Raw genomic sequence first — 22,251 nt, 5'->3', positions numbered from 1 at the left:
GCGTACGAAAACGGGGATGCGGCCCCGCGCCAGCGTACAAAGTGCCGCCCCGTGCCCCGCGCCCTACGCTCGGTCCATGCCCCGCCGCCAGATCCGTGTGACCGGCGCAGCCGAGGCTCCCCTCCGGGCCGCCCTGCGCGAGCTGCGTACCCGACTCGACGTCCCCGACGCCTTCCCGCCCGGCGTCCTCGCCGAGGCGGAGGCCGCCGCGAAAGCGCCCCGCCTCCCGGGCCGCGACGCCACCGACCTCCCGCTCCTCACGATCGACCCGCCCGGGTCCATGGACCTCGACCAGGCCATGCACCTCACGCGCCGCCCCGGCGGCGGCTACCGCGTGCACTACGCCATCGCCGACGTCGCCGCCTTCGTCACGCCCGGCGGCGCCGTCGACGCCGAGGCGCACCGCCGCGTGCAGACCCTGTACTTCCCCGACGGCCGCATCCCCCTCCACCCGGCCGTCCTCTCCGAGGGCGCCGCCAGCCTCCTCCCCGGCCGGGCCGTCCCCGCGCTGCTGTGGCGCATCGACCTGGACGCGGACGGCCGCCGCGTCGCCACCGACGTACACCGCGCCCTCGTGCGCAGCCGCGCCCGGCTCGACTACGCGGGCGTGCAGCGGCAGCTCGACGCGGGCACCGCCGACGAGCCACTCGTGCTCCTCCGCGAGATCGGGACCCTTCGCGAACAGCTGGAGGTGGAACGCGGCGGGATCTCCCTCAACGTCCCCGAGCAGGAGATCGTCGAACGCGACGACACGTACGCCCTGGAGTACCGCGCCCCGCGCCCCGCCGACGCCTGGAACGCCCAGATCTCCCTGCTCACCGGCATGGCCGCCGCCGACCTCATGACCGCCGCCGGCACCGGCATCCTCCGCACGCTCCCCACCGCGCCCCTCGGCGCCGTCGCCGGGCTGCGGCGCTCCGCGAAGGCGCTGGGCATCGACTGGCCGCACCACGTCTCGTACGCCGCCCTCGTCCGCTCCCTCGACCCGCACGACCCCCGTCACGCCGCGTTCCTGCACGACTGCACCACCCTCCTGCGCGGCGCCGGCTACACCGTCTTCACCGAGGGCAACGCGCCCGTGCCCGCCGTCCACGCCGCCGTCGCCGACGAGTACGCGCACTGCACGGCCCCGCTGCGCCGCCTGGTCGACCGCTACGCCGGCGAACTGTGCCTGGCGGCCGTCGCCGGTGACGAGCCCCCGGAGTGGGTACGGGCCGCCCTGCCCGCGCTGCCCGAGGAAATGGCGCGGGGCTCACGCCGCGCCAACGGCGTGGAGCGCGAGTGCGTCGACATCGTGGAGGCCGCCCTGCTCAAGGACCGGGTGGGCGAGGTGTTCGACGCGTACGTCATCGACGTGCACGAGCGCGACCCGTCCATCGGCACCGTCCACCTGGACGACCCGGCGGTCGTCGCCCGCGTCGAGGCCGGCCCGGCGCCACTCCCCCTGGGCGAGCGGCTCCGCGTACGCCTCACCCAGGCCTACCCGGGCCGGGCCAAGGCCCTGTTCGCCCCCGCCTGAGCGCGACCACGAGCCCCCGCGCGTCATCGGCATGACACCGCACGGCACACACCGGATACCGCCGCCCCAGCAGCCCCGCTGCGGTGACCGGCTCCGCCAGCTCGATCGTGACGGACGTCTGCGAGGCCACCGCCACATTGAGTACGCCGTCCTCCTTGGGGTGCGAGAACAGCAGCTCATGCCGTACGGCCGCGATCCGCTCCAGCGGTATCAGCACATCGACATGTCCACCGCGCCGCACCCGCAGGGCCTCCCCGCTCAGCACATGCGGCCGGGTCACGGACGCGGCGTGCAGCCCCAGCACGAACAGCACCGTGTACACGTCCAGGACCAGCACCACGCCGTGCACCACGGGCCACGCCGCCAGCAGGTACGACATACCAACGGTCTCGACGGCGCACACGAAGGCGAAGCCGTACATGTACGCGGCCTGATCCCGGGCATGCCCGAACGCCCGCGCCCCCGGCCCCACTCCGTGCGGCCGCCGCGCCACCCACCGCACCAGGCTCGTCAGCAGCCGCAGCTCATGTCCGACGAGCCGTGCGACGGGCTCGGGCAGCAGTCGCTCCCGGCGCCACACCAGCAGCGCCACCACCAGTACCTCCGCCACCACCACGACCCCGGTGGGCACCCGCGCCCCCGCCAGCAGGCAGACCAGCAGCACGCACTCGGCCGCCAGCACCGCGTAACCGAGCCGCCTCACCGCGCGCCCCGCTCCCGCGACGCGATCCGCAGCGCCCGCCGGATGACTTCTCCCTGCGCGGCTGAGAAGTCCGCCAGGAGCACATCCATGAACCCCCCTGCCTCCACGTCCCCCACGCCGCCCGCCACCTCTTCCGGCAGCAGACCGACCAGCGCCCGCGCGGTCTCCTCCACCCGTACGTCGTCGGGCGCCGCGTCCGCGAGCGCGTCGAGCCGTGCATACACGTCGTACGCCCGCTCCATGGCGCCCGGCGCCTGAGCCATCGCCCGCATCGCGTCCACCAACCGCTCGCCCTCCCCGTCCGTCCCGGCCGTCTCCAGCAGGGCCAGCAGCTCCCGGTCCCGCGCGGCCATCACCGGCTCGGGCCCCGGCAGCGCGGCGGAGGCTCGCGCCATGTCCCCGAACAGCTCCGCCAGCCCCGGCGACACCGGCCCCTCGGCGGGCAGCCGCCCCGCCCGCGCCTGCTGCATCAGCACCCCCAGCCGGGCCCGCCGTGCCTCGATATCCGTCTGCTGCCGCGCCAGGTCGGCGTCCAGCCCCTCCAGTACGTCGACGAGCTCCCGCCCCGCGTCATCGGCGAGCACGTCCCGCACCTCCTCCAGCCCGAGCCCCAGCTCGGTGAGCCGCCTGATCCGGGCCAGCTGCACGGCATCGCGCAGCGAGTAGTCCCGGTACCCGTTGGCCAGCCGCCGCGGCTCGGGCAGCAGCCCGAGCTGGTGGTAGTGACGCACCGCGCGCGCCGTGATGCCGACGAGGCCGGCGATCTCTCCGATCCGCATGACGCCAGTAGAAACGTTGACGCCGCGGCAAGGTCAACCCGACCAGGTCCGGCCCCCACGGCCCGCCGGGTACCATGGTCGACACGGCAGACGAGCCGGGCGGACGGCCGCGTGAAGATCCCCGGATCTTCCCGAGGAACGTCCGGGCTCCACAGGGCAGGGTGGTGGCTAACGGCCACCCGGGGTGACCCGCGGGACAGTGCCACAGAAAACAGACCGCCGGGGACCTCGGTCCTCGGTAAGGGTGAAACGGTGGTGTAAGAGACCACCAGCGCCTGAGGTGACTCAGGCGGCTAGGTAAACCCCACCCGGAGCAAGGTCAAGAGGAGCCGCTGTAAAAGGCGGCTCTGCGCGGACGTTCGAGGGCTGCCCGCCCGAGTCCGCGGGTAGACCGCACGAGGCCGGCGGCAACGCCGGTCCTAGATGGATGGCCGTCACCCCGACGACCGCGAGGTCCCGGGGCACAGAACCCGGCGTACAGCCCGACTCGTCTGCCCTCTCGGGCTTCTGACCAGCGAAAACGCAGGTCACCGGCCTTCTCGCCGCGGATTGGCAGACTCGGTTCGACCCTGGCCCGGACCGGTTCACACCAGACCACACGGCTACGTACGTAGCCACGAAAGTAGCCATGCCTCGCGGGGCCGGATCCGATGTTCGGGCTATCGCGGAGCCATGGGCGGCCCTGGACGAGCGTCTGAGGAGCTTCCGCCGGTCGCCGTGCGGTTGCTCGCGTTGCGGTCGTTTCCGGTCACTACTCGGTATCTGGTGTCCAGGCTGAGTCCAGGAACCGACGCCTTCGAGTCACCCAACCAGGTGCTTCAGGAAGTCGCTCACGAACTTCTGGACCTCTGCTTTCGTCGTGCTGTCTTCTGCGCACAGACGGTCCACGTCCCTGACTCCAACGTGCTTGAACAAGCGGTCCCGGCTGCGGTCGGCAGAGGCCCGGCCCTTATGGTGCGGGCCGTCCACCTCGATGACCCCGATGCGTCCGCGATACGTGATCAGGAAGTCCGGCTCGACTGGTGCTCCTTGAGCACGTGGTAGACACGCTGTTCCCATTCATTCGTGAAGTGGAGACCGTCCTCGGCTGGATGCCGAGGTTCGAGCCGGACCTTCCGGGCCTGGTTCGTCCGGTAGCCGCCCTTGAGCTCACGGGCCAGCTGCTCGCGCCAGTTCGGCCCGACCCTCGGGAGTACCTCTCGGATCAAGACATCCTCGATGTCCCGCCCACACCCGACCGCGACAGTCTGAAAAGCCGACTTGATGTCGTTGAGGAGATAGCCAGTGTTGTGGATGAGGTGCGGCTCCAGCTCAAGGATGACCTCCTGGTACTCCCTGTCATAGGAGTAGCACATCGTCTCTTCGTGGACGCTGTGCCTCTCGATTCGGGCGCTCGTCACGTCCAGCATCAGTGCGGCTGCCTTCGCATGCCCCCGCTGAGCCAGCAGCACTGATGCGCCACCGATCACCTCGTCGTCGCTCATCTCGATGTCACGCGAGCGCACCTGTTCACTCATGGACAGGACTGTCGCATCGCCTACTGACAACAGGGCGGCTGACTAAGGGCAGTTACGCGATGCCTCGAACAAGGAGCGTCCCCGTGCGCTTGCCAGCCGGCGGTGCGATGACTTCGGCCGTCACGTTGGTGAACCCCGCCCGTTCAAGAATGACCACCCAGGTCTGCGGCTCGTAGTCCCAGCGCTTCACGTACAACGGCTCCGAGCCCTTCTCCGGTGGCTGCATCCGGGACGCCTGAGGGCCGTAGCAGCCCACCAGAGCAGGCGGATTGTGGGAGAACGCGAACACACCACCGGGCGCGAGGCGCGCGCTCACAAGCGGCAGCAGCACGGCAGGGTCGGTGAACCAGGCAGCCCCGAACACGGAGAAAATAGCTTCGTACTCCTCCGCCTGGGCAGAGAGGAAGTCCTCGGCAGCTGCCTTCCTGACATCCAGGTACGGCCAGCGACCGCGAGCCTTGGCGATCTGCACGGGCGAGATGTCCACGCCGACCCCTTCGGCTCCCAGCTCGACAAGGTGGGCAAGGTTTCCTCCACTGCCGCAGCCAAGGTCCAGGACGCGTGCACCGGCGACGTTGCCGAGGATCTCCTCGTCCGGTCCGTGATCTGGCCACTGCGTCCAGTTGAACCACGTGGACGCCCCGGCCGCGTTCGTCTCCTTGCGGCCCGACTTGGCCGCGCCCCACACGTCCCATGCACTGATGTCCTGCTCTCGCACCGGTCCTCTGTTTCTGTCGCCGTACGGGTCGGGCCCTCCCTCCTCGGCCTGAGGAGGGAGGGCCCGACCGCTGCCTACTTCTTGCCGCCGACGGGGCTGTCGGTGCAGCCCGCGTGGCACTGGGTGCACTCGGCGGCCTCGGACCACAGCGCCTCGTCCACGGCGAATCCTGCCGCACTGATCGCCGCCAGGGTGCGGTTCCGGACAGCCTCCGGGCCACCGGTCTCCGCCGCGTCGGGCACGCCCGGGTGGTGGTGCAGGAACCGGCCCGCGTGCCGGTCGCAGAACTCCTGATACGCCTGTGTGCGAAGCAGGAAGGCGTGCCAGCCCCAGTCCACCTGCTCGGAAGGCGACAGCGGTGCGTCCGTCGTCGTCCCGGCGATCAGGAACGCGACGGTCTGACCGACGATCCTCTCGGCCATGACCCGGCTCGTACCGGCGTGCGCCTTGATGACGTCGGCGGTCAGGGCTTGCCACACCTCGCGGGGCAGGTACGTACGGGGCTCGGTGCAGTGGATCGGGGGATGCTCAAGCGCGATGGTCACCTGGATGTCCCTTCCTCTCGGCGGAGCGCTGCGGGCAGCAGCGTGGGCATGTGCAGACCGGCATCACGCTGGTCGTCAGGGGCGGGCCGCCTTCGCCCTCGTACAGGGTTCGGGGCTCGGTGCGGGTCCCGTCTGCTCTGACCGTGTAGGCGTCGATGCGGATCGGCATGGCATCCATCGTCGCCGTGGCGTCAGGTCATTGCGGCGGCACAGAAGGCGTCATTCGGATGTCACTCGTGGGCGTCAAACCGGTGTCATTGGCACCGCGTTGAGGCTACCTTCGAACCATGACGACTGCCGCGACGAACGATGTTCTGCGGGCCGTGCGAATCGGCCTGCGCATGAGCCAGGACGACTTAGCGAAGGCGCTCCGCGCAGCCGGCGAAGAGTTGGGCGAACCGAACGAAGCGAGCAAGCGTCTCGTCCAGCGCTGGGAATCCGGCACCAGCCGCGCTCCACGCCCCGTATACGCCCGTGCCCTGGAGCATGTCACGGGGCGCCCCGTCGAAGCCCTGGGCTTCAGCTTGCCCGTGCCGCGGGCACGCGTCCATCCCGATTCCGCAGGAGGCCACGACATGGACCTCGGCCCCGAAGGCATTCAGGCGGCCACCGCCACACAGCCGCCACCGGATGGTACGAACTACTCCGGCGTCTGGCTCTCCCGGTACGAATTCTTCAGCTCCTCGCGCGGTGAGACGTTCGAGGCCGAGCACTACGTCGTACTGCTCCAACACGGCACCCGGCTGACTGGCCAGAGCCTGCCTGGAGCGTCCAGCAACCCGGACAGCCCGCTCACCCTGGACCTGACCATCGACCGCAGCGTGGTCACCGGCTCGTGGGTCGAGCAGACAGCCGCCGACGGCTACTACCAGGGCGCCCGCTACCACGGCGCGATCCAGATGCTCGTGGAGCCGACTGGCCGCCGCATGGCGGGCAAGTGGGTCGGCTTCGGCAAGGACTTCGACGTCAACACCGGCCCCTGGGAACTGAGGCTCATCGACACGTCCACGTCGAAGGCAGCGCTCCAGGAGTACAGCCGACCGCCGCAGTAGGGCCACTCGGAGAATTTCTCGGGGAGGTAACCGCCAGGTCAAAAGCAACGAAGCCCCGCTGGACGGTTTGGCGCCGGGGTGGGGACTTCATGCTGCGGGGGCGAGCCGGGGGTGCATCCGCGCCTGCGTAGCCATCAACGTAGCCACGCTGGTCGTGGTCCCGTCCGTTTGTGCAGGTCATAGCGGTGTGGTGCCTCTCCCCGGCGTACAGCCCGACTCGTCTGCCCCCGAAGCCGCTGACCTTCGGCTCAGGGGGCATCTTCTCGGTCGGGCTCATCGCTGGGGAGAATGTGGGGAGACTCGCCGCGCGAGAGCCCTGAGGCGCCGGCTCACGGTTGGGTGAGGCACCACTGGACATCCACGCACCGAGCGCTGCCGACGGCCGTGGGCCTATGGTTTCCGGTGCCTGCCGGTGCCGGGGGCGAGTGGCTGCCGCGCCCGGACGACAGCCGGAGTCGCAGGGGAGCCGGCCCCGGGGTGCAGGATGCGCTTGGCCTCGGCGAGGTTGGCGGCAAGTGTGTACGGCTCCCAGGCGTGGCCGTTCCACCGCTCGATGGCGCGCGGTGCGTCGGGGTTCAGATGCGAGCCCTTGGGCCCGTCTCCAGAGACGACAGGCACTGCGCGAAGTCGGCCGATCTTCGCGTCACGGCGCTCCGCCCACTCCTCCAGCGGTTCGTCGTCCATCCTGACCTTCCTGACGTTGTGGTGGTCTCCAGGGAGAGTAGTGGCCGTTCCGCCCCGCAGGGGCCGTATCGCAGCTTCCAGAACACCTTTCGGGGAAGCGCAACCGTTCTTCTCCAGGGAGCGCGAAAACATCGCACGCGAGGCGCTCGTCAGGCGGTGACGGCGGGGCGGTAGCCACACGTCGAGGATGCGGACCCAGGGCCCTACTGGGCGATGTAGCTGCGCTTGCCGTCGTCGGTGCGCGTCGTGACGGTGACGGTGCCGCTGATGCGGGGCGTGTCGAGGGTGAGCCGTCTGTCGTCGAGCCGGTTCTTGGTGCCGTCGAGGCTGAGCGGGAGAGCGTAGTAGCCCTTGCCGTCGAGGTCGAGGATTCCCACGGTGGCCCGGTTGATGGTGAGCTTGCCGCTGGTGAGCTTGTCGAAGGTGAGACGGAACCCGGGGATGATGGTGACGGGGAGCTCCTCGGTGGTGTAGAAGCCCTCCGCGCCGACACTCTCCGAGGTGGCGTCGATGGGGATGAGCAGCATCGGTGTGCTGTCGTCGGCCATGGCCTTGACGAACGGGTCGATGACCTTGGAGAGGCTTTCGTTGGTCTTGCGTACGTTGTCCTCGATGCCCCGGCGCACGTCCGCCGGCGCCTGCGCGCTGGTGGCGGGCCTGATGCCGCGGAGGACTTGGTCGAGGGGCGTCGTGTACGTGGTGGTGAGGGTCTTCTTGACGTTGCCCAGGCCCATGGCGTCGGCGTTCAGCAGCGCGGCGGCGCCGATGGCGTAGGGCTCGAACGCCTTGGAGGCCAACTTCATCGGTTGCAGGGTCTCGCGCAGGTGCGCGCGCGTCTTCGCCGGGTCGGCCGAGCCGGTTTCGGCCATGGCGACCGCGGCCACCTCGAAATACTTGGCGGTGCCTTCCAGGAGCTCCACGGGCCGGGACGCCTGTGCCTCGTCGGGGTTGGCCCTGGCCCAGGTCCGTTGCCAGTAGGCGGCCGCGGCAAGGTGCTGGGCGCGCCGGTCGGGCTCCTTGTACGCGGCCAGAAGGCTGTTGTAGACCATGGCCCGCTGGATACGGGGCTCCGCCCGGACCGGGTACACGGTGTCACGGTCGCCTTGGCCGGCGTCCTTCTCGGCCTGCTGGAGCGAGCGCCAGGGCGCGGAGCCGCCGTGCTGGACGTAGGGGTGGAACTCCTCGTGAGTGGCCAGCCCGAAGGTGTTCAGCGCGGCATCGGCGGGCTCGAAACCGGTGGGGTCCTTGTCCTTGCCGGTCGCGTTCCGCGTCCGGGGCCACAGGATGAGGGACTTCTTGCCCTCCCAGGTGATCGGGTTGAAGGAACCGGGCCTGGTCGGCAGCGCCACCTTCCGCTTTTTCAGCGTGTCCACGGACACAGGTCTCCGGCCGTCCTTGTCGAGCACGTAAGCGGCCTTGCCGTCGGTGAGGATCACACTGTGCTCGCTGAAGTCGACCCCCGGCCAGATGCCGCCCGTCCGCGGCCACACCGTGGCGATGTGCTTCTGGACACTGGCCGACATCGCCTCCAGTGTCTGCGCGGGGGGTGCCATGGGCTGCGGTCCTTCGAGCACAGCCGCCCGGCCGCCACCGCCGGAGCACCCCGCCACCCCCGCCAGCCCTGCCGTCAGCCCCAGCACGGCGACCACTACGACGGCGCTCCCGGGACGCTGCGAGCCGGACAGGGCGGACCTACGGCGCGTTGAGTGCGGGACGGGTCTCACGGGGCGGCCTCCTGGAACGTACGACCAGCTGACGACGGCCCCACGCTGCTCCGCGCCCCACCCGAGGGCCACCGGCACCGCCCGTTCGGCCCCCCGCTTCATCCCCCAGCGTGAAGCGGAGCCTGTGCGGCATGCCGGCCGCTTCGCCCGACTCCTCCCTTCGCTCGCGTCACGCTGTGGCCACGGTGTATAACCGCCCGGTTCCGCTCAGCCGACTCACCGAAAGCCGGGTCCGGTCATGCCAGCCACCACACCCACCGAGAAGACGAAGCCGGAAGGGAGAGAGACCGAAGGCCCGGAAGCGAAGGTCGCCGAAGTGGCGGACGCCGATGCGCCGGAGGGCGCGGGAGGACGCCGGCGCGTGGGGACCGCCGCGCTGCTGCTCGTCGCCTGCGGCGGCCTGGCCGGGTACGGCATGTTCCACACCGCCGAGGAGAGGCCCGAGCCGCGCGCGGTGCCCACGGCCGAGGTGACCTACGAGGTCTCCGGCGAGGGCATGGCCGAGGTCACGTATCTCGTGCACAGCGAGCTCGGCACGGCCACCGTCGACATGGACGCCACGTTCCCGTGGAAGAAGACCGTCCGGGTACCGCTGGGCAAAGCCCCGACCGTGGCGATCACCCTGGGCGAGAGCGGCGGCCAAGCGGCCTGTGACCTCGCCGTCCGCGGGCAGCACGTCCAACGCGCCACCGCTGAAGGCGCCTTCGGCCGGGCCAGCTGCACCGGACCGCGCCTCGTGCCCCAGCCCCGCTAGCCGGGGGCGGGCGCCTCCCGCCAACCTCGGTCGGGCGGACCCGGATCAGCCGGACCGCTCTGCCGCGCACCCAGCGGCATGATGATCGGCCGGGGCACGGTTCCCTCGCTCTCCCAGCCCCGCGGTGTACGCGTTCCTCATCACGTCATCACGTCGGCCTGCGCGGCCGGTTTCCGCCCTGCCGTACGGATGCGCAGGGTGGTACAACTACTGCGCCCGGTGACGGATGTGGGGGCGGTGATCCCTATGGTCGACGGGCCTGTGGCAACACGCCTGTTTCGCAGCAGGTCCGCCCCTTACTTCTGTCGAAGTAGAGCCGCCGGTCACGTACTTCGCACCAATCGGTCGTCAACGCCGACCGGTGGCCAGGCTGCGCGCGCTGACTCGCGCGACGGTCGTTCACCCTCTGCACTGCTGCACCGAACCCGGTCCCGACCGAAGGAGCTGTCCATGCAGACACCACGCCATCTGATACGCGCACTGCTGTCAGCCGTCGCGCTGGTGGTGGGGCTGATGGCCTTCCCGGCCACCGCCTCGGCCACCACCACGGCTGACCCGCTGCCCACGGGATGCGTCGACGTCAGTGATGACGCGACCGTGCGGACCAACTGCAACGTGACGGTCAACGGTCAGCTGGTCACCATCCAGATCCAGTGCAACGGCCACAACAAGCCCAGCGTCCAGGGCACGACACTGATCTTCAACGACCAGACGGGCAACTGCAACATCGACATCACGACCGCCCTGGGCACCACCGTGAGCTTCGGCTGCATGGGCAACGGCCCGAACAACTTCGAGATCGACACGGCGACGCTCTCCTTCCGGGACTACAGCGCCGGCCAGTGCGACACGACCATCAAAGCAGGCGAAAAGTTCGTGAGCGGGGACACCAAGGGGCAGACCGAAACGGAGATCCGTCTCACCACCACGACGGTTGAGGTCACCACCCACGGCCCCGCCTCCCTGACCACGTCCGAGGGCGTCAACCACACCTGCGGTGGCTCGAGCACGGTGCGCGCCGACGGCACTGACCCCTTGAACCCGCAGATGAGCGTTACCAACTGCCTCAACTAGAGGCTCTTCCTCGGTGAGGCGACCGCCTCGCCAAGGACCAGGTGCGGCCACCGGCGACTGCCTGTCCCGGTGGCCGCACCCGTCGTTCGCACGACCATTTCCGCCGCAGGCGCCCCCTGCGGCCGTCAGCGCATCAGGTGCCAGTCGGGAGCGGAGGGCATGTGCGGGGCCAGCGAACGGGCGCGCTGCCACATGCCGTGCAACTGCTCGGTCGGGCGCTGCTGTTCGCCGTGGAGGGCGTTGAGGATGAGCAGGCCACCGGTCAGCGCCGGCACGCTCCACTGCATGAACGACAGGTGGCGCTGCGCCTTGTCGGTGTCGATGGGGTGCTTGGCGGCCTTCTCCGCGTCCTGGGGGTCGGAGGAGGCGGCCAGCTCGATCTTCTTGCCCAGCACGCGGCTGTACGCGGTCGCGGCCAGGGCCGCGCCGGTCAGCGCCGTCTTGACCACGGTGGAGGTCGCCACGCCCTGCTGGCCGACGACCCGGGCGGCGTTCGCCGCGAGCAGGCCGCTGGAGCCGACGAGGTGCGCGCCGATCGCCGCCGCGTTGACCGGCGTCCACTTCGCCCAGCCGCTGCTGGCGATGCGGGCGGTGGTGGCCCAGGTGCCGCCCTCGTCGCGGGCTGCGCCGTTCAGGCCGACGGCGCCCATCAAGGCACCGCCGAACCACGCGGCCAGCCCCACATCGTGCAGGCTGCGCAGCACCGTGTTGCGTTCGGACATGGCGGACTCCCTGGCGATCGATGAGAAGCGCCGGAGGTTCGCCGACGCCTCGACCACCGTCGCCCGCGCCGGTTACGGCCGCCATCGGGGCTGGTACGAACGGAGGAGCCGCTCCGGATGCGGCGTGGCGGGGACGCTGCTTCCCTGGTGGCGGGGCGAGGCGCCGCCCTCCCCCCCCGTAACCAAGGAGTGAACCATGAGCGTTCCGGACAAATCCCAAGGCCGTGTGAGGCAGCTGCGCGAAAAGGCCCTGGAACTGGACCAGGCCGCCGAGCGTGCCTCCGACCCGGAGCAGCGCCAGAGGCTGAAGGACAAGGCCCGTCGGCTCAGGGAACAGAGCGAGCAGGAGAGCGGCCTGGCCGGGCGGGACATCGACCCCATGGTCTAGCCGCCGGGTGGCCCTCCGGCCGTACGGCTTGACTCGTCGGTATCTCCCTTACGGGCGAGAATGCCAGCTATGGGTACTCCAGAGGTCACCGTCGTCACCGTCGAACGGCACATCGAAGCTCCCCGCACCCGCGTCTGGGAGGCGCTCACCGATCTGCACGGGCTGCCCGGGACGCTGACCGGCGTCGAGCGGGTCGATGTGCTCACGGAGGGCCCGTTCCAGACGGGTACCCGGTGGCGTGAGACGCGGCGGATGCTCGGCAAGGAGACCACGGAGGAGCTGTACGTCACGGCCTGCGAGGCCCCGGCCCGCTATGTCGTGGAGGCCGACTCGCGGGGTACGCACTACGTCTCCGAGTTCACCATCCGCGAGACCGAGCCGGGGCGGACCCTGGTGCGGGTCGCCTTCTCGGCCCGGCCGGGGGCCGGCGGCCTCGGCGGGCTGCTCGCCAAGGCGCTCGGAGGGCTCGGGCGCAAGGCGGTGGCCAGGTCGGTCGAACGGGACCTGGCGGACCTCGCGGCGGCGGTCGAGCGGCGCTAGTCGGTCGGCGCGGCTCGGCTCGGTCGTCGGGTCGTGCCTACGGTGCTGGGGCGGTGGGCGCGGGCTCGGTCGGAAGGCGGTCGGCGCGGTGGGGCTCGGTCGCCAGGCGAGCGGTCACGGTGCCGGGCGGGCGGGCACGGCGCTACGCCGGCGGCCACGGCGCTACGCCGTGCCCAGTGAGCGGGCCGCGATCCGGTCCAGGTGCGCCCTGAAGACGTGACGCGCCTCCGGGGTGAGCGTACGCAGCGCGACCATCGCCGTGACGATCACGTCGCACAACTCCGACTCCACGTCCTGCCACGTGTGCGTGGTGCCCTTGCGGGGGTTCTGGCCGGTCGCCCCGATGAGCGCCTGCGCCGCCTCGCCGACCTCCTCCGACAGCTTCAGCATCCGCAGCAGCACGTCCTGCTCGGGCGGGCGGCCGGACGCGTCGTCGAGCCAGGTGAGCAGCCGGTCGACGGTGTCCCAGGTGTCGTCCATGGACGCGAACCTCCCCTGTTGCGTGCCCGGATGATATGCGGTGCGGGCATAGGCGCGGGCGGCGGACGGCTGACGCGCCACGGGTGGCGCAAGGTCCACGCGGCGCGGGGCACGCGGGTGTACGGGTGTGGGGCGTCCGCCCCCCGCGCTCGCCCCCGCATTCGTCCCCGTACCGAAGGAGAGACCATGACCATCCCCGTGGACCGACTCACCGACCCCGCCGTGCGCTCCTTCGTCGCCGCCGTCAACGCCGGCGACCGGCAGGCCTTCTGGGACACGCTCAGCCCGGACGCCACCATGTCCGACGACGGCTCCGACCGTGAGCTGCGTGAGTGGGCCGACCTTGAGATCTTCGCCTCGAACGGCCACATGGACGTGGAGTCCGAGCAGGCCGACGGCCGTGCCCTGATCGCCCTCTACCGCAACGACACGTGGGGCGAGATGCGGACGGCGTGGCGGTTCATGGTGGGGGAGGACGGGAAGGTGACCCGCTTCGAAACGGGCCAGGCGTAGCCCTGGCCAGTGGGGGCCCGGCCGCCCCCGACGACGCCCCCCACAACGCCCCCGGCCGACGCCCCCCCACAACGCCCCCGGCGACGCCCCGGGACGACGCCCCCGACAATGCCCCCCGGCGGGCTAGCCCCGCCCGATGTACGGCATCGTCGTCGCCATCACCGTCGCGAACTGGACGTTCGCCTCCAGCGGCAGGGCCGCCATGTGGGCCACCATCCCGGCCACGTCCGCCGCGTCCATGACCGGCTCGACCGCCAGTTGGCCGTTGGCCTGGAGGATGCCCGTCTCCATGCGGCGCGTCATGTCCGTCGCCGCGTTGCCGATGTCGATCTGGCCGCAGGCGATGCGGTACGGACGGCCGTCCAGGGACAGTGACTTCGTCAGGCCCGTCATCGCGTGCTTGGTCGCCGTGTACGCGATGGAGTGCGGGCGCGGCACATGCGCCGAGATCGAGCCGTTGTTGATGATCCGGCCACCCCGCGGCGACTGCTCCTTCATCTGGCGGTACGCCGCCTGCGCGCACAGGAACGCGCCCGTGAGGTTGACGTCCACGACCGAGCGCCACGTCTCGTAGTCCAGGTCCTCGACCGGCGTGCCGCCTCCGGCGAAACTGCCCGCGTTGTTGAACAGCAGGTCCACCCGGCCGAAGCGGTCCCGTACGGCCGCGAACAGGGCCGTCACCGCGTCGGGGGAGGTGACGTCGGTCGGGACGCACAGGGTGTCCACATCGGGCCCGGCCAGGGCCGCCGTCTCCTCCAAGGGCTCCGCGCGGCGGCCCGCCAGGGCCAGGGTCCAGCCGTCCGCGGCCAGGGCCAGCGCCACGCTCCGGCCGATGCCCGAGCCGGCCCCCGTCACCACCGCGATCCCGTGTACTGCGCTCATGAGGCCGCAGGGTACGGGAGAGTCCGGCACGCGGAACTCATGTGGCCGACATGTGGATGTTGTGCACCCGACAAGCGGTGCTACTGAGATGCCCCTGACAGCCATCGCCAGGGGAGGGGTCCATGACACCCGCATACCGGTCCAGTGCCCAGCACGCACCCGAACTCCGCGCCGCCGCCCGTCACTTCGGCCGCCGTGGCTTCCTCACCGTCACCGGGGCCGCGGCCGCGCTCGCCTTCGCGGTGAACCTGCCCGGCACCGCCCACGCCGCCGAGGTCGACGCGCGCAAGCTCGACCAGGACCCGTTCACGCTCGGCGTGGCATCCGGTGACCCGCTGCCCGACTCCGTCCTGCTGTGGACCCGCCTCGCGCCCCGCCCCTACGAGCCCGGCAGCGGCATGCCCGCCGCCCGCGTCACGGTCCGCTGGGAGCTGGCCCGCGACGAGCGGTTCACCCGGATCGTCAGACGCGGGCGGGCCACCGCCCACCCGGAGCTCGACCACAGTCTCCACGTCGAGGTGACCGGCCTGGCCCCGGACCGCGCGTACTACTACCGCTTCCGCGCCGGCGCCTGGCTCAGCCCCGCCGGCCGCACCCGCACCGCCCCGCGCCCCGGCGCCCGCGTGGGCGAGCTGAAACTGGCCGCCGTCTCCTGCCAGGCGTACCACGACGGCTACTTCACGGCGTACCGGCACCTCGCCGACGAGGACCTCGACGTGGTCTTCCACCTCGGCGACTACCTGTACGAGTACGCCGTGGGCGCCACCGGCGGCGCCCGCGCCTACACCGACCGCCGGCTGCCCGCCCACTTCAACCGCGAGACCGTCACGCTGGAGGACTACCGGCTGCGCTACGGCCTCTACAAGTCGGATGCCGACCTCCAGGCCGCCCACGCCGCGCACCCGTTCGTCGTGACCTGGGACGACCACGAGACGGAGAACAACTACGCGGGCGGGACGCCGGAGAACGACGTACCGCCCGAGGAGTTCCTGCTGCGCCGGGCCGCCGCGTACCGGGCGTACTGGGAGAACCAGCCACTGCGCGCCCCGCAGCGGCCGACCGGCCCCGACATGCGGCTCTACCGGCGGCTGCGCTTCGGACAGCTGGCCCAGTTCGACATCCTGGACACCCGCCAGTACCGCTCCAACCAGGCCTACGGCGACGGCTGGCAGACCCCGGGACCCGAGTCCGAGGACCCTTCGCGGACCATGACCGGCGCCGAGCAGGAGCGCTGGCTGCTCGACGGGTGGAAGGAGTCGGACGCGCTCTGGAACGTCGTACCGCAGCAGGTCACCTTCGCCCAGCGGCGCAACGTCCCGACCCCCGACTACAAGCTCTCCATGGACGCCTGGGACGGCTACCCCGCCTCCCGCACACGCGTCCTGGACGGGGCGGCAGCGGCGGGGATCGAAAACCTCGTCGTCCTGACGGGCGATGTGCACGTCGGGTACGCGTTCGACCTGAAGGCCGACTTCGACAACCCCGACTCCCGGGTCGTCGGCACCGAGTTCGTCGCCACGTCCATCGCCAGCGGCCGGGACGGCGCCGACAGACCCGCCAACTGGGACAACCTCACCCGCGCCAACCCGCACCTGAAGTTCTACAACGGGCGGCGCGGCTATGTGCGGATCACCCTCGACGAGCAGCGGGCGCGCGCCGACTTCCGTACGGTGTTGGCGGTGACCACGCCCGGCGCCCCGGTCACGACGGCCGCCTCGTTCGTCACCGAGGCGGGCGACCCGGGCCTGAAGCCGGCGTGACCTCGCGGTCGGCCGGGTAGCGGACGCCGATGCGGTCCCGTACCGCGTCGAGCGTCCGCATCACCGCCAGCGTGCCGTCCAGCGGCACCAGCGGCGATTCCGTCTCGCCCGCCCGCAGACACCGCATCACTTCCGCCGCCTCGTGCTGGAGGCTGTCGTGCCGCCCCGCCACGGTGAACTCCTCCGGCTCGCGCCCGTCCCGGTGCAGCACGAACCCCTCCGGACAGAAGAAGCCGCGCGGAAACTCGATCCGGCCCTCCGTCCCCGTCACCGACGCCGTGAGGGGCGTGTCGGCCACGATCGAGCAGGACAGCAGCGCGGTGGCCCCCGACTCCCAGCCCAGCAGGACACCCGTGTTCAGGTCGGCGCCCTCCGGCGACAGCAGCGCGTCGGCCTGTACGCGGTCGGGCTCGCCCAGCAGCAGGTGCGCGAACGAGACCGGATAGACGCCCAGGTCCAGCAACGCACCGCCGCCGAGGGCCGGGTCGCGCAGCCGGTGGCCGGCCTCGAAGGGGCCCGCGAGCCCGAAGTCCGCGTGGACCGACCGGATGTCACCGATCGCCCCGTCCCGCACCAGCTCCACCAGTCGCCGGATCACCGGGCCGCAGTACATCCACATGGCCTCCATCAGGAACAGCCCGCGCTCCCGGGCGAGCGCTACCAGCTCCCGCGCCTCCCGCGCGTTGAGCGTGAACGCCTTCTCGCACAGCACCGCCTTTCCCGCCTCCAGGCACAGCCTCGCCGCCGCCCGGTGCGCCGAGTGCGGCGCCGCCACGTACACGACGTCGACGTCCTCGTCCGCGGCGAGGCCCGCCCAGTCGCCGTACGCCCTCGGTATCCCGAACCGCTCGGCGAACGACCGCGCCGACGCGGCCGTACGGGAAGCCACCGCCACGACCTCGGCGTCCGCCATCCCCAGCAGATCGGTCGTGAACGACGCCGCGATGCCACCGGTCGCCAGCACGCCCCACCGCACGGGCGCGGCCCCGTCGCCCATCCCCGCCGTCCCCGCCATCCCAACCCCCAAATTGAGGTTTCAACCACTGTCGACGAGCTGAGAGCATAGGCGCGGCCCCCAGAACAGGAGACGAGATGCCGGAAAGCGGCCCGAGCACGCCAGGACACATACCGACGAAGCACTCACAGGCCGCCATACCGGCCCCCACCACGCCCACCGACCCGGCCGCGTCCACCACGCCCACCGACCGGGCCGCGTCCACCACGCCCACCGACCGGGCCGCGTCCACCACGCCCACCGACCCGGCCGCGTCCACCGACCCCGCCGGGCTCGGTGCGTCCACCGACCCCGCCGCGGCCGCCGCGTTCGCCGCGCCCGGCGGGTCGCCCGGAGCCACGCCGCCCCCCGGACCCGCGCCCCGGACGCCCACCGGCCCCGCACCCGCCACCCGGGCCCCGGCCCGCGCCGGGAAGGACGCCGCCACCCGCCGCGTCGGGCTGCTGGTCACGCTCGTGCTCGGCGGGCTGACCGCGCTGCCGCCGCTGTCCATGGACATGTACCTCCCGGCCCTCCCGGAGGTGACCCGGTCCCTGCACGCGCCCGCCGCCACCGTTCAGCTCACCCTCACCGCCTGCCTCGCCGGCATGGCGCTCGGCCAGCTCGTCGTCGGCCCGATGAGCGACAAGTGGGGGCGCCGCCGCCCGCTGCTCATCGGCATGATCGTGTACGCCGCCGCCACCGCCGTCTGCGCGCTGGCCCCCACCGTCGAACTGCTCATCGCCTTCCGGCTGCTCCAGGGCCTCGCGGGCGCGGCCGGCATCGTGATCGCCCGGGCCGTGGTGCGTGATCTGTACGACGGCGTGGAGATGGCCCGGTTCTTCTCCACCCTGATGCTGATCTCGGGCGCCGCCCCGATCATCGCGCCGGTCATCGGCGGACAGGTGCTGCGGATCACCGACTGGCGCGGCGTCTTCCACGTCCTCACCGTCGTCGGCGTGCTGCTCACGCTGGTGGTGTGGAAGTGGCTGGGGGAGACGCTCGCACCGGAGCGGCGCCACGGCGGCGGGGTCGGCGAGGCGCTGCGTACGATGCGCGGACTGCTCGCCGACCGGGTCTTCTCCGGCTACATGCTGGCCGGATCGCTCGCCTTCGCCGCGCTGTTCGCGTACGTGTCCGCCTCGCCGTTCGTGGTCCAGGAGATCTACGGCGCCTCGCCGCAGACCTTCAGCCTGCTCTTCGGGATCAATTCCATCGGCCTCGTCGCGGTCGGCCAGATCAACGGCAGGCTGCTGGTGGGCCGGGTCAGCCTGGACAAGGCGCTGGGCTTCGGGCTCGGTGTGATCACGCTGGCGGCCGGTGCGCTGCTGCTGATGACCAGCGGGGTCTTCGGCGACGTCGGCCTGGTGCCGGTCGCCGCCGGGCTGTTCGTCCTGATGTCCGCGATGGGCCTCGCGATGCCCAACACCAACGCCCAGGCCCTGATGCGCACCCCGCACGCGGCGGGCTCGGCGTCGGCGCTGCTGGGTACGTCCTCGTTCCTCATCGGCGCGGTGGCCTCACCGCTCGTCGGCATCGCGGGCGAGGCCACGGCGGTCCCGATGGCCGTGGTCCAACTGGCCTGCGCGCTGGGCGCGGTGGCCTGCTTCCTGGGCCTGTGCCGCCCGTGGCGTAGTCAGCACAGGAGTCAGCACAGGAGTCAGCACAGGCGTTAGTGCGGGAGTCAGCACAGGAGTCAGTACAGCTAGCGCCGCCGGTATCCGGTCAGGTGCACCCGGTCCCGCGTGTCCGTCCAGGGGAACAGGCCGACCCCGGCCACCTCCGCCGCCGGGAGCCGTACGTTCGCCGCGAGCGCCTCGGGCACACCGGTCGCCAGGTCGACGGCGACCGGGTCGCCCCCGCCGGCCAGGGCGTCCGCCGCGCTGCGGGCGCTGCTCGCGCCGTACGCCACGCCCGCGTCGGTGACGGTGGTCAGCGTGAGCGGCTTGGAACCGTCCGCCTCCTCGAAGCAGCGGCCGGTACGTGCGTCCAGGTCGAACGCGAGGTTCCCGGCGATCACATAGCGGCCGCCCGGCGACACCACCGCCTGCGGGTACTCGCCCGGTTCGATCGCCGGCCTACGGCACTCCGCCTTCACCAGCGGCTTCCCGGTCCGTGCGTGGTGAACCGCCCAGATGTCATGCGTGGCGGCCCGCGCCGCGCCCTTCCGCTGCTGCCAGCGGGCGAGGATGTGCCCGTACGTGACGGAGGCGGGCACCCCCGTCGCCGGGTCAGCGCCCGCCGGAGCCCGGTCGCGGCTGAACCAGCCGCCCGGCACCCAGAACCCCCGCGCGCCGCTCACCAGCAGCCCCTTCGGCGTCACCCCGCGCACGGCGGTCAGCTGCCGGCAGGCCGCGCAGCCCTTGGGGTGGCCGAGGCGCCGCGCCGGGACCGTGCTCACCTCGCCGGTGTCCGGGGCGACGACCGCGCTCCTGGTGCGGCCGTCGCTGATCAGCACGGCCGGGCCGGTGCCGGTCACTATCGGTACGTCGGCCCATGGCACCTCCACCCGTCGGCGGGCGCCGTCGGCCGCGTCGTACAGGTCGAGCGAGACCAGGCTGCCGGCGGTCGTCAGCGGGTCGTCGCCGGTCCTCCCGTACGACCACGTCACGAAGAACTGCCGGTCGTCCGTGGTGATCGCCAGCAGGCCGGGGAAGACCTCGGGATCGCCGAGCGGCCGCCACGGCGCGCCCGCCCAGCCGGGCCGGCCGGTCCGGGGGTCGAGGGTGCGCAGGCGGTACCGGGCGTCGCCGGCGCGCTCCAGGTAGGCGATCGTCCCGCTGGGGCGGGCGATGACGTACTGGGGCGACAGACCGGTCACCTCCCAGCCCCGTGAGGTGTCGTACGCGGCGGGAACGGTGAGCCGCGTGACCGGGGCGGCACGCACGCGGCCCGGCTGCCCGGTGCTCTGCCCGGTGCTCTGGCCGGTGCCACCGGCGCCACCGGTCGCATCCGTCCCACCGGTCCCGCAGGTCGCGAGCAGGACCAGCAGCGCCGAAACGGCCACGCCGGCCACCAGGGCCATGCGCACGATCCTCTGCCTCATGGTCCCCCCGTGAGCACGGCCAGTGAGCACGGCCACCGGATCAATGGTCGGCCAGCCTAGCAACTGCCCCGGGGCGCCGAGTGGTTCACGACCGCCCCCGCACCCCGCCGGGACGGCGGCCGTGAGGCCCCGGGCGGCGCCTACGATGGGGCGGGTGAACGTCTCCCTCTCCGCTTCGGAAGCCCTGCGCGGCGCCCTCGCCGGGCTGCTCGACGGGCTGCCGCCGACACAGGCCGCCCAGGCCACCGGCCGGCTGATCGCCAACTACCGGGGTACGACCCCCACCGACGCGCCCGTGCTGCGCGACCGGTCGGACGTGGCCGCGTACGCCGCGTACCGGATGCCCGCGACGTTCGAGGCGGTACGGGCGGCGCTCGCGGCGCTGCGGGACGCGGCGCCGGAGTGGGTGCCGGGCACGCACACCGACATCGGTGGCGGGACCGGGGCGGCGAGCTGGGCGGTCGCCGAGGCGTGGGAGCAGCCGGAGGCGCCGCGTACGACCGTCCTCGACTGGGCCGAGCCCGCCCTCGCGCTGGGACGGGAGCTGGCGGCCGCCTCGGGGATACCCTCCCTGCGCGCCGCCACCTGGCACCGCTCACGCATCAGTGCGGCGCTGCGGATCGAGAGCGGTGATCTCGTCACCATCTCCTACGTCCTCAAGGAGCTCACCGAGCAGGACCGTACCGCCGTCGTCACCGAGGCCGCGCGGGCCGCCCAGGCCGTCGTGATCGTCGAACCCGGCACCCCCGACGGCTACGAGCGGATCGTCGCCGCCCGCGACCGGCTCGTCGCGGCCGGCCTGCGGATCGCCGCACCCTGCCCGCACAGCGGCGCCTGCCCCATCGAGCCGGGCGCGGACTGGTGCCACTTCGCCGCCCGCGTCAGCCGCTCCTCGCTCCACCGCCAGGTCAAGGGCGGCTCGCTGGCGTACGAGGACGAGAAGTTCAGCTACGTCGTGGCGACCCGGTTCCCCGTGACGCCGGCCCCCGCCCGGGTGACCCGAAAGCCGCAGATCCGCAAGGGCCAGGTACTGCTGGAGCTGTGCACCGAGGACGACGCTCTGCGCCGTGAGACGGTGACCAAGCGGCACGGCCCGCTGTACAAGGCGGCCCGCGACGCCGCCTGGGGGGACCAGTGGCCGCCCCGCTGACGGGGTGACACCGTGCCACCGGGCGGGTGATGTCGTGCCCGTGGCAATTGCCTTCGGGGCCCGGGGGAGTTGAGGTGGGCTCGTTTCCGCCCCCCAACTCCCCTGGAGGTCCCATGCTCCGCACCCGAGTCCGGCGGCTGGCCGTCGGCGTGCTGACCGCCGCCACCGCGACGCTCACGCTCACCGCCACCGCGCACGCCGCGCCCGTCCCCACGCCCAAGGACACCAAGGAGACCAAGGAACAGGTGAAGGTCCTCAACTGGCTCGGGGTCAAGCAGACCGACACCAAGCCGGAGCGGGTCCGCGTGGGCGCCGACTGGACCGTCTACGGCCACCTGTTCGAGGACAGGAAGGGCAGGCCCGGCAAGAAGATCGGCGACGCCACGGCACACTGCAGCGCCGTCGACGTACGCCGCCACGGCATCGTCACGCTCTGCCAGCGCGTCCTGCGCACCGACGCCGGCAGCATCACCCTCACCGACACGCTGGACCGCTTCGGCCGCCCGCCACACGGCGGGAAGTCGGCCATCACCGGCGGCACGGGCGCGTACGCGGACGCCGAGGGGCAGGCCACCATCGTGCTGTACGGCAGCCACGTCACGTACCGCATCGCCCTCGACGACTGACGCCACCGGGGCGACCGAGGGACAGACAAGAGCAGAGAAGAGCAGAGAAGAGCAGAGCGGAGAGGGACCGGCCGCCCCACG

24 protein-coding genes and 1 other RNA gene are annotated in these 22,251 nt (G+C 71.9%); 13 read left to right on the top strand and 12 right to left on the bottom strand.

What is annotated here, in order from left to right:
- Nucleotides 1–76: 76 nt before the first annotated feature.
- Entirely contained in the window at nucleotides 77–1,519 is a 1,443-nt protein-coding gene (locus tag QWM81_RS20175; protein WP_290113550.1) for an RNB domain-containing ribonuclease, read from the top strand.
- Here QWM81_RS20175 and QWM81_RS20170 read toward each other — a convergent pair.
- Together QWM81_RS20170 and QWM81_RS20165 are read right to left on the bottom strand one after the other, a co-directional pair.
- Complete coding sequence (locus tag QWM81_RS20170; RefSeq protein WP_290113549.1) at nucleotides 1,470–2,222, bottom strand: hypothetical protein; 753 nt, start codon at nucleotides 2,220–2,222, stop codon at nucleotides 1,470–1,472. The genes QWM81_RS20175 and QWM81_RS20170 overlap by 50 nt on opposite strands.
- Nucleotides 2,219–3,001 (bottom strand): MerR family transcriptional regulator, encoded by a 783-nt coding sequence (locus QWM81_RS20165; RefSeq protein WP_290113548.1) that lies wholly within the window; start codon nucleotides 2,999–3,001, stop codon nucleotides 2,219–2,221. The genes QWM81_RS20170 and QWM81_RS20165 overlap by 4 nt, the downstream gene beginning before the upstream one ends.
- Before the next feature lie 91 nt (nucleotides 3,002–3,092).
- Between QWM81_RS20165 and rnpB the strand changes: the two genes are divergently transcribed.
- Nucleotides 3,093–3,495: RNase P RNA component class A (rnpB, locus tag QWM81_RS20160), an RNA gene on the top strand.
- A gap of 507 nt (nucleotides 3,496–4,002) precedes the next feature.
- On the opposite strand, the gene QWM81_RS20155 is transcribed toward rnpB, so the two are convergent.
- The 3 genes from QWM81_RS20155 to QWM81_RS20145 all read right to left on the bottom strand — a co-directional run bounded on the left by QWM81_RS20155 (nucleotide 4,003) and on the right by QWM81_RS20145 (nucleotide 5,781).
- On the bottom strand, nucleotides 4,003–4,518 hold the full coding sequence (locus QWM81_RS20155) for a hypothetical protein (protein ID WP_290113547.1): 516 nt from the start codon (nucleotides 4,516–4,518) through the stop codon (nucleotides 4,003–4,005).
- Nucleotides 4,519–4,570: 52 nt separating this feature from the next.
- Nucleotides 4,571–5,236: a class I SAM-dependent methyltransferase gene (locus QWM81_RS20150; RefSeq protein WP_290113546.1), complete on the bottom strand. Its 666-nt coding sequence runs from the start codon at nucleotides 5,234–5,236 to the stop codon at nucleotides 4,571–4,573.
- 74 nt (nucleotides 5,237–5,310) lie between these two features.
- Entirely contained in the window at nucleotides 5,311–5,781 is a 471-nt protein-coding gene (locus QWM81_RS20145; RefSeq protein WP_290113545.1) for a glycine-rich domain-containing protein, read from the bottom strand.
- A gap of 287 nt (nucleotides 5,782–6,068) precedes the next feature.
- On the opposite strand from QWM81_RS20145, the gene QWM81_RS20140 reads away from it, so the two are divergent.
- The gene (locus QWM81_RS20140) at nucleotides 6,069–6,833 is read left to right on the top strand and encodes a helix-turn-helix domain-containing protein (protein WP_290113544.1); all 765 of its coding nucleotides are present in this window, start codon (nucleotides 6,069–6,071) and stop codon (nucleotides 6,831–6,833) included.
- A gap of 390 nt (nucleotides 6,834–7,223) precedes the next feature.
- Here QWM81_RS20140 and QWM81_RS20135 read toward each other — a convergent pair whose 3' ends face one another.
- Both QWM81_RS20135 and QWM81_RS20130 read right to left on the bottom strand, forming a co-directional pair.
- Nucleotides 7,224–7,517 carry a DUF6087 family protein gene (locus QWM81_RS20135; protein ID WP_290113543.1) on the bottom strand — a complete coding sequence of 98 codons (294 nt, stop codon included), beginning with the start codon at nucleotides 7,515–7,517 and terminating at the stop codon, nucleotides 7,224–7,226.
- Between the two features lie 203 nt (nucleotides 7,518–7,720).
- Nucleotides 7,721–9,070 carry a hypothetical protein gene (locus QWM81_RS20130; protein WP_290113542.1) on the bottom strand — a complete coding sequence of 450 codons (1,350 nt, stop codon included), beginning with the start codon at nucleotides 9,068–9,070 and terminating at the stop codon, nucleotides 7,721–7,723.
- A 409-nt stretch (nucleotides 9,071–9,479) separates the two neighbouring features.
- On the opposite strand from QWM81_RS20130, the gene QWM81_RS20125 reads away from it, so the two are divergent.
- Both QWM81_RS20125 and QWM81_RS20120 read left to right on the top strand, forming a co-directional pair.
- Nucleotides 9,480–9,995, top strand: coding sequence for a hypothetical protein (locus QWM81_RS20125; protein WP_290113541.1), 516 nt, complete (start codon nucleotides 9,480–9,482; stop codon nucleotides 9,993–9,995).
- Between the two features lie 450 nt (nucleotides 9,996–10,445).
- A complete protein-coding gene (locus QWM81_RS20120; RefSeq protein ID WP_290113540.1) occupies nucleotides 10,446–11,069 on the top strand; it encodes a hypothetical protein in 624 nt (207 codons plus the stop codon).
- A 125-nt stretch (nucleotides 11,070–11,194) separates the two neighbouring features.
- On the opposite strand, the gene QWM81_RS20115 is transcribed toward QWM81_RS20120, so the two are convergent.
- A complete protein-coding gene (locus QWM81_RS20115) occupies nucleotides 11,195–11,791 on the bottom strand; it encodes a hypothetical protein (protein WP_290113539.1) in 597 nt (198 codons plus the stop codon).
- On the opposite strand from QWM81_RS20115, the gene QWM81_RS20110 reads away from it, so the two are divergent.
- The 3 genes from QWM81_RS20110 to QWM81_RS20100 all read left to right on the top strand — a co-directional run bounded on the left by QWM81_RS20110 (nucleotide 11,790) and on the right by QWM81_RS20100 (nucleotide 12,719).
- Nucleotides 11,790–11,984, top strand: a complete 195-nt coding sequence (locus QWM81_RS20110; protein WP_290113538.1) for a hypothetical protein — start codon at nucleotides 11,790–11,792, stop codon at nucleotides 11,982–11,984. The two genes, QWM81_RS20115 and QWM81_RS20110, sit on opposite strands and share 2 nt — an antisense overlap.
- A 3-nt stretch (nucleotides 11,985–11,987) precedes the next feature.
- Nucleotides 11,988–12,179 (top strand): DUF6381 family protein, encoded by a 192-nt coding sequence (locus QWM81_RS20105; protein ID WP_290113537.1) that lies wholly within the window; start codon nucleotides 11,988–11,990, stop codon nucleotides 12,177–12,179.
- A 69-nt stretch (nucleotides 12,180–12,248) separates the two neighbouring features.
- Nucleotides 12,249–12,719: an SRPBCC family protein gene (locus QWM81_RS20100; RefSeq protein WP_290113536.1), complete on the top strand. Its 471-nt coding sequence runs from the start codon at nucleotides 12,249–12,251 to the stop codon at nucleotides 12,717–12,719.
- A gap of 162 nt (nucleotides 12,720–12,881) precedes the next feature.
- Here the strand turns inward: QWM81_RS20100 and QWM81_RS20095 are convergent, their stop codons facing one another.
- Nucleotides 12,882–13,199, bottom strand: coding sequence for a MazG-like family protein (locus QWM81_RS20095; protein WP_290113535.1), 318 nt, complete (start codon nucleotides 13,197–13,199; stop codon nucleotides 12,882–12,884).
- Nucleotides 13,200–13,385: 186 nt separating this feature from the next.
- On the opposite strand from QWM81_RS20095, the gene QWM81_RS20090 reads away from it, so the two are divergent.
- Complete coding sequence (locus tag QWM81_RS20090) at nucleotides 13,386–13,712, top strand: nuclear transport factor 2-like protein (protein WP_290113534.1); 327 nt, start codon at nucleotides 13,386–13,388, stop codon at nucleotides 13,710–13,712.
- Nucleotides 13,713–13,835: 123 nt separating this feature from the next.
- Here the strand turns inward: QWM81_RS20090 and QWM81_RS20085 are convergent, their stop codons facing one another.
- Nucleotides 13,836–14,594, bottom strand: a complete 759-nt coding sequence (locus QWM81_RS20085; protein ID WP_290113533.1) for an SDR family oxidoreductase — start codon at nucleotides 14,592–14,594, stop codon at nucleotides 13,836–13,838.
- A 122-nt stretch (nucleotides 14,595–14,716) separates the two neighbouring features.
- Here QWM81_RS20085 and QWM81_RS20080 point away from each other — a divergent pair, with 122 nt between their 5' ends.
- Nucleotides 14,717–16,354, top strand: coding sequence for an alkaline phosphatase D family protein (locus QWM81_RS20080; RefSeq protein WP_290113532.1), 1,638 nt, complete (start codon nucleotides 14,717–14,719; stop codon nucleotides 16,352–16,354).
- On the opposite strand, the gene QWM81_RS20075 is transcribed toward QWM81_RS20080, so the two are convergent.
- Nucleotides 16,317–17,351 carry a Gfo/Idh/MocA family protein gene (locus tag QWM81_RS20075; RefSeq protein WP_290113531.1) on the bottom strand — a complete coding sequence of 345 codons (1,035 nt, stop codon included), beginning with the start codon at nucleotides 17,349–17,351 and terminating at the stop codon, nucleotides 16,317–16,319. The genes QWM81_RS20080 and QWM81_RS20075 overlap by 38 nt on opposite strands.
- A 95-nt stretch (nucleotides 17,352–17,446) precedes the next feature.
- Between QWM81_RS20075 and QWM81_RS20070 the strand changes: the two genes are divergently transcribed.
- Nucleotides 17,447–19,024 (top strand): Bcr/CflA family multidrug efflux MFS transporter, encoded by a 1,578-nt coding sequence (locus tag QWM81_RS20070; RefSeq protein ID WP_290113530.1) that lies wholly within the window; start codon nucleotides 17,447–17,449, stop codon nucleotides 19,022–19,024.
- A gap of 29 nt (nucleotides 19,025–19,053) precedes the next feature.
- Here the strand turns inward: QWM81_RS20070 and QWM81_RS20065 are convergent, their stop codons facing one another.
- The gene (locus tag QWM81_RS20065) at nucleotides 19,054–20,394 is read right to left on the bottom strand and encodes a hypothetical protein (protein WP_290113529.1); all 1,341 of its coding nucleotides are present in this window, start codon (nucleotides 20,392–20,394) and stop codon (nucleotides 19,054–19,056) included.
- 145 nt (nucleotides 20,395–20,539) lie between these two features.
- Here QWM81_RS20065 and QWM81_RS20060 point away from each other — a divergent pair, with 145 nt between their 5' ends.
- Nucleotides 20,540–21,544, top strand: coding sequence for a small ribosomal subunit Rsm22 family protein (locus tag QWM81_RS20060; RefSeq protein WP_435372402.1), 1,005 nt, complete (start codon nucleotides 20,540–20,542; stop codon nucleotides 21,542–21,544).
- A gap of 113 nt (nucleotides 21,545–21,657) precedes the next feature.
- On the top strand, nucleotides 21,658–22,170 hold the full coding sequence (locus QWM81_RS20055) for a hypothetical protein (RefSeq protein ID WP_290113527.1): 513 nt from the start codon (nucleotides 21,658–21,660) through the stop codon (nucleotides 22,168–22,170).
- Nucleotides 22,171–22,251: the final 81 nt, after the last annotated feature.

This window comes from Streptomyces ficellus, from assembly GCF_030406405.1.
Lineage (GTDB): Bacteria > Actinomycetota > Actinomycetes > Streptomycetales > Streptomycetaceae > Streptomyces > Streptomyces ficellus_B.
Note: the sequence above shows the minus strand (reverse complement) of the source record. Positions and strands in the feature narration are given on the sequence as shown.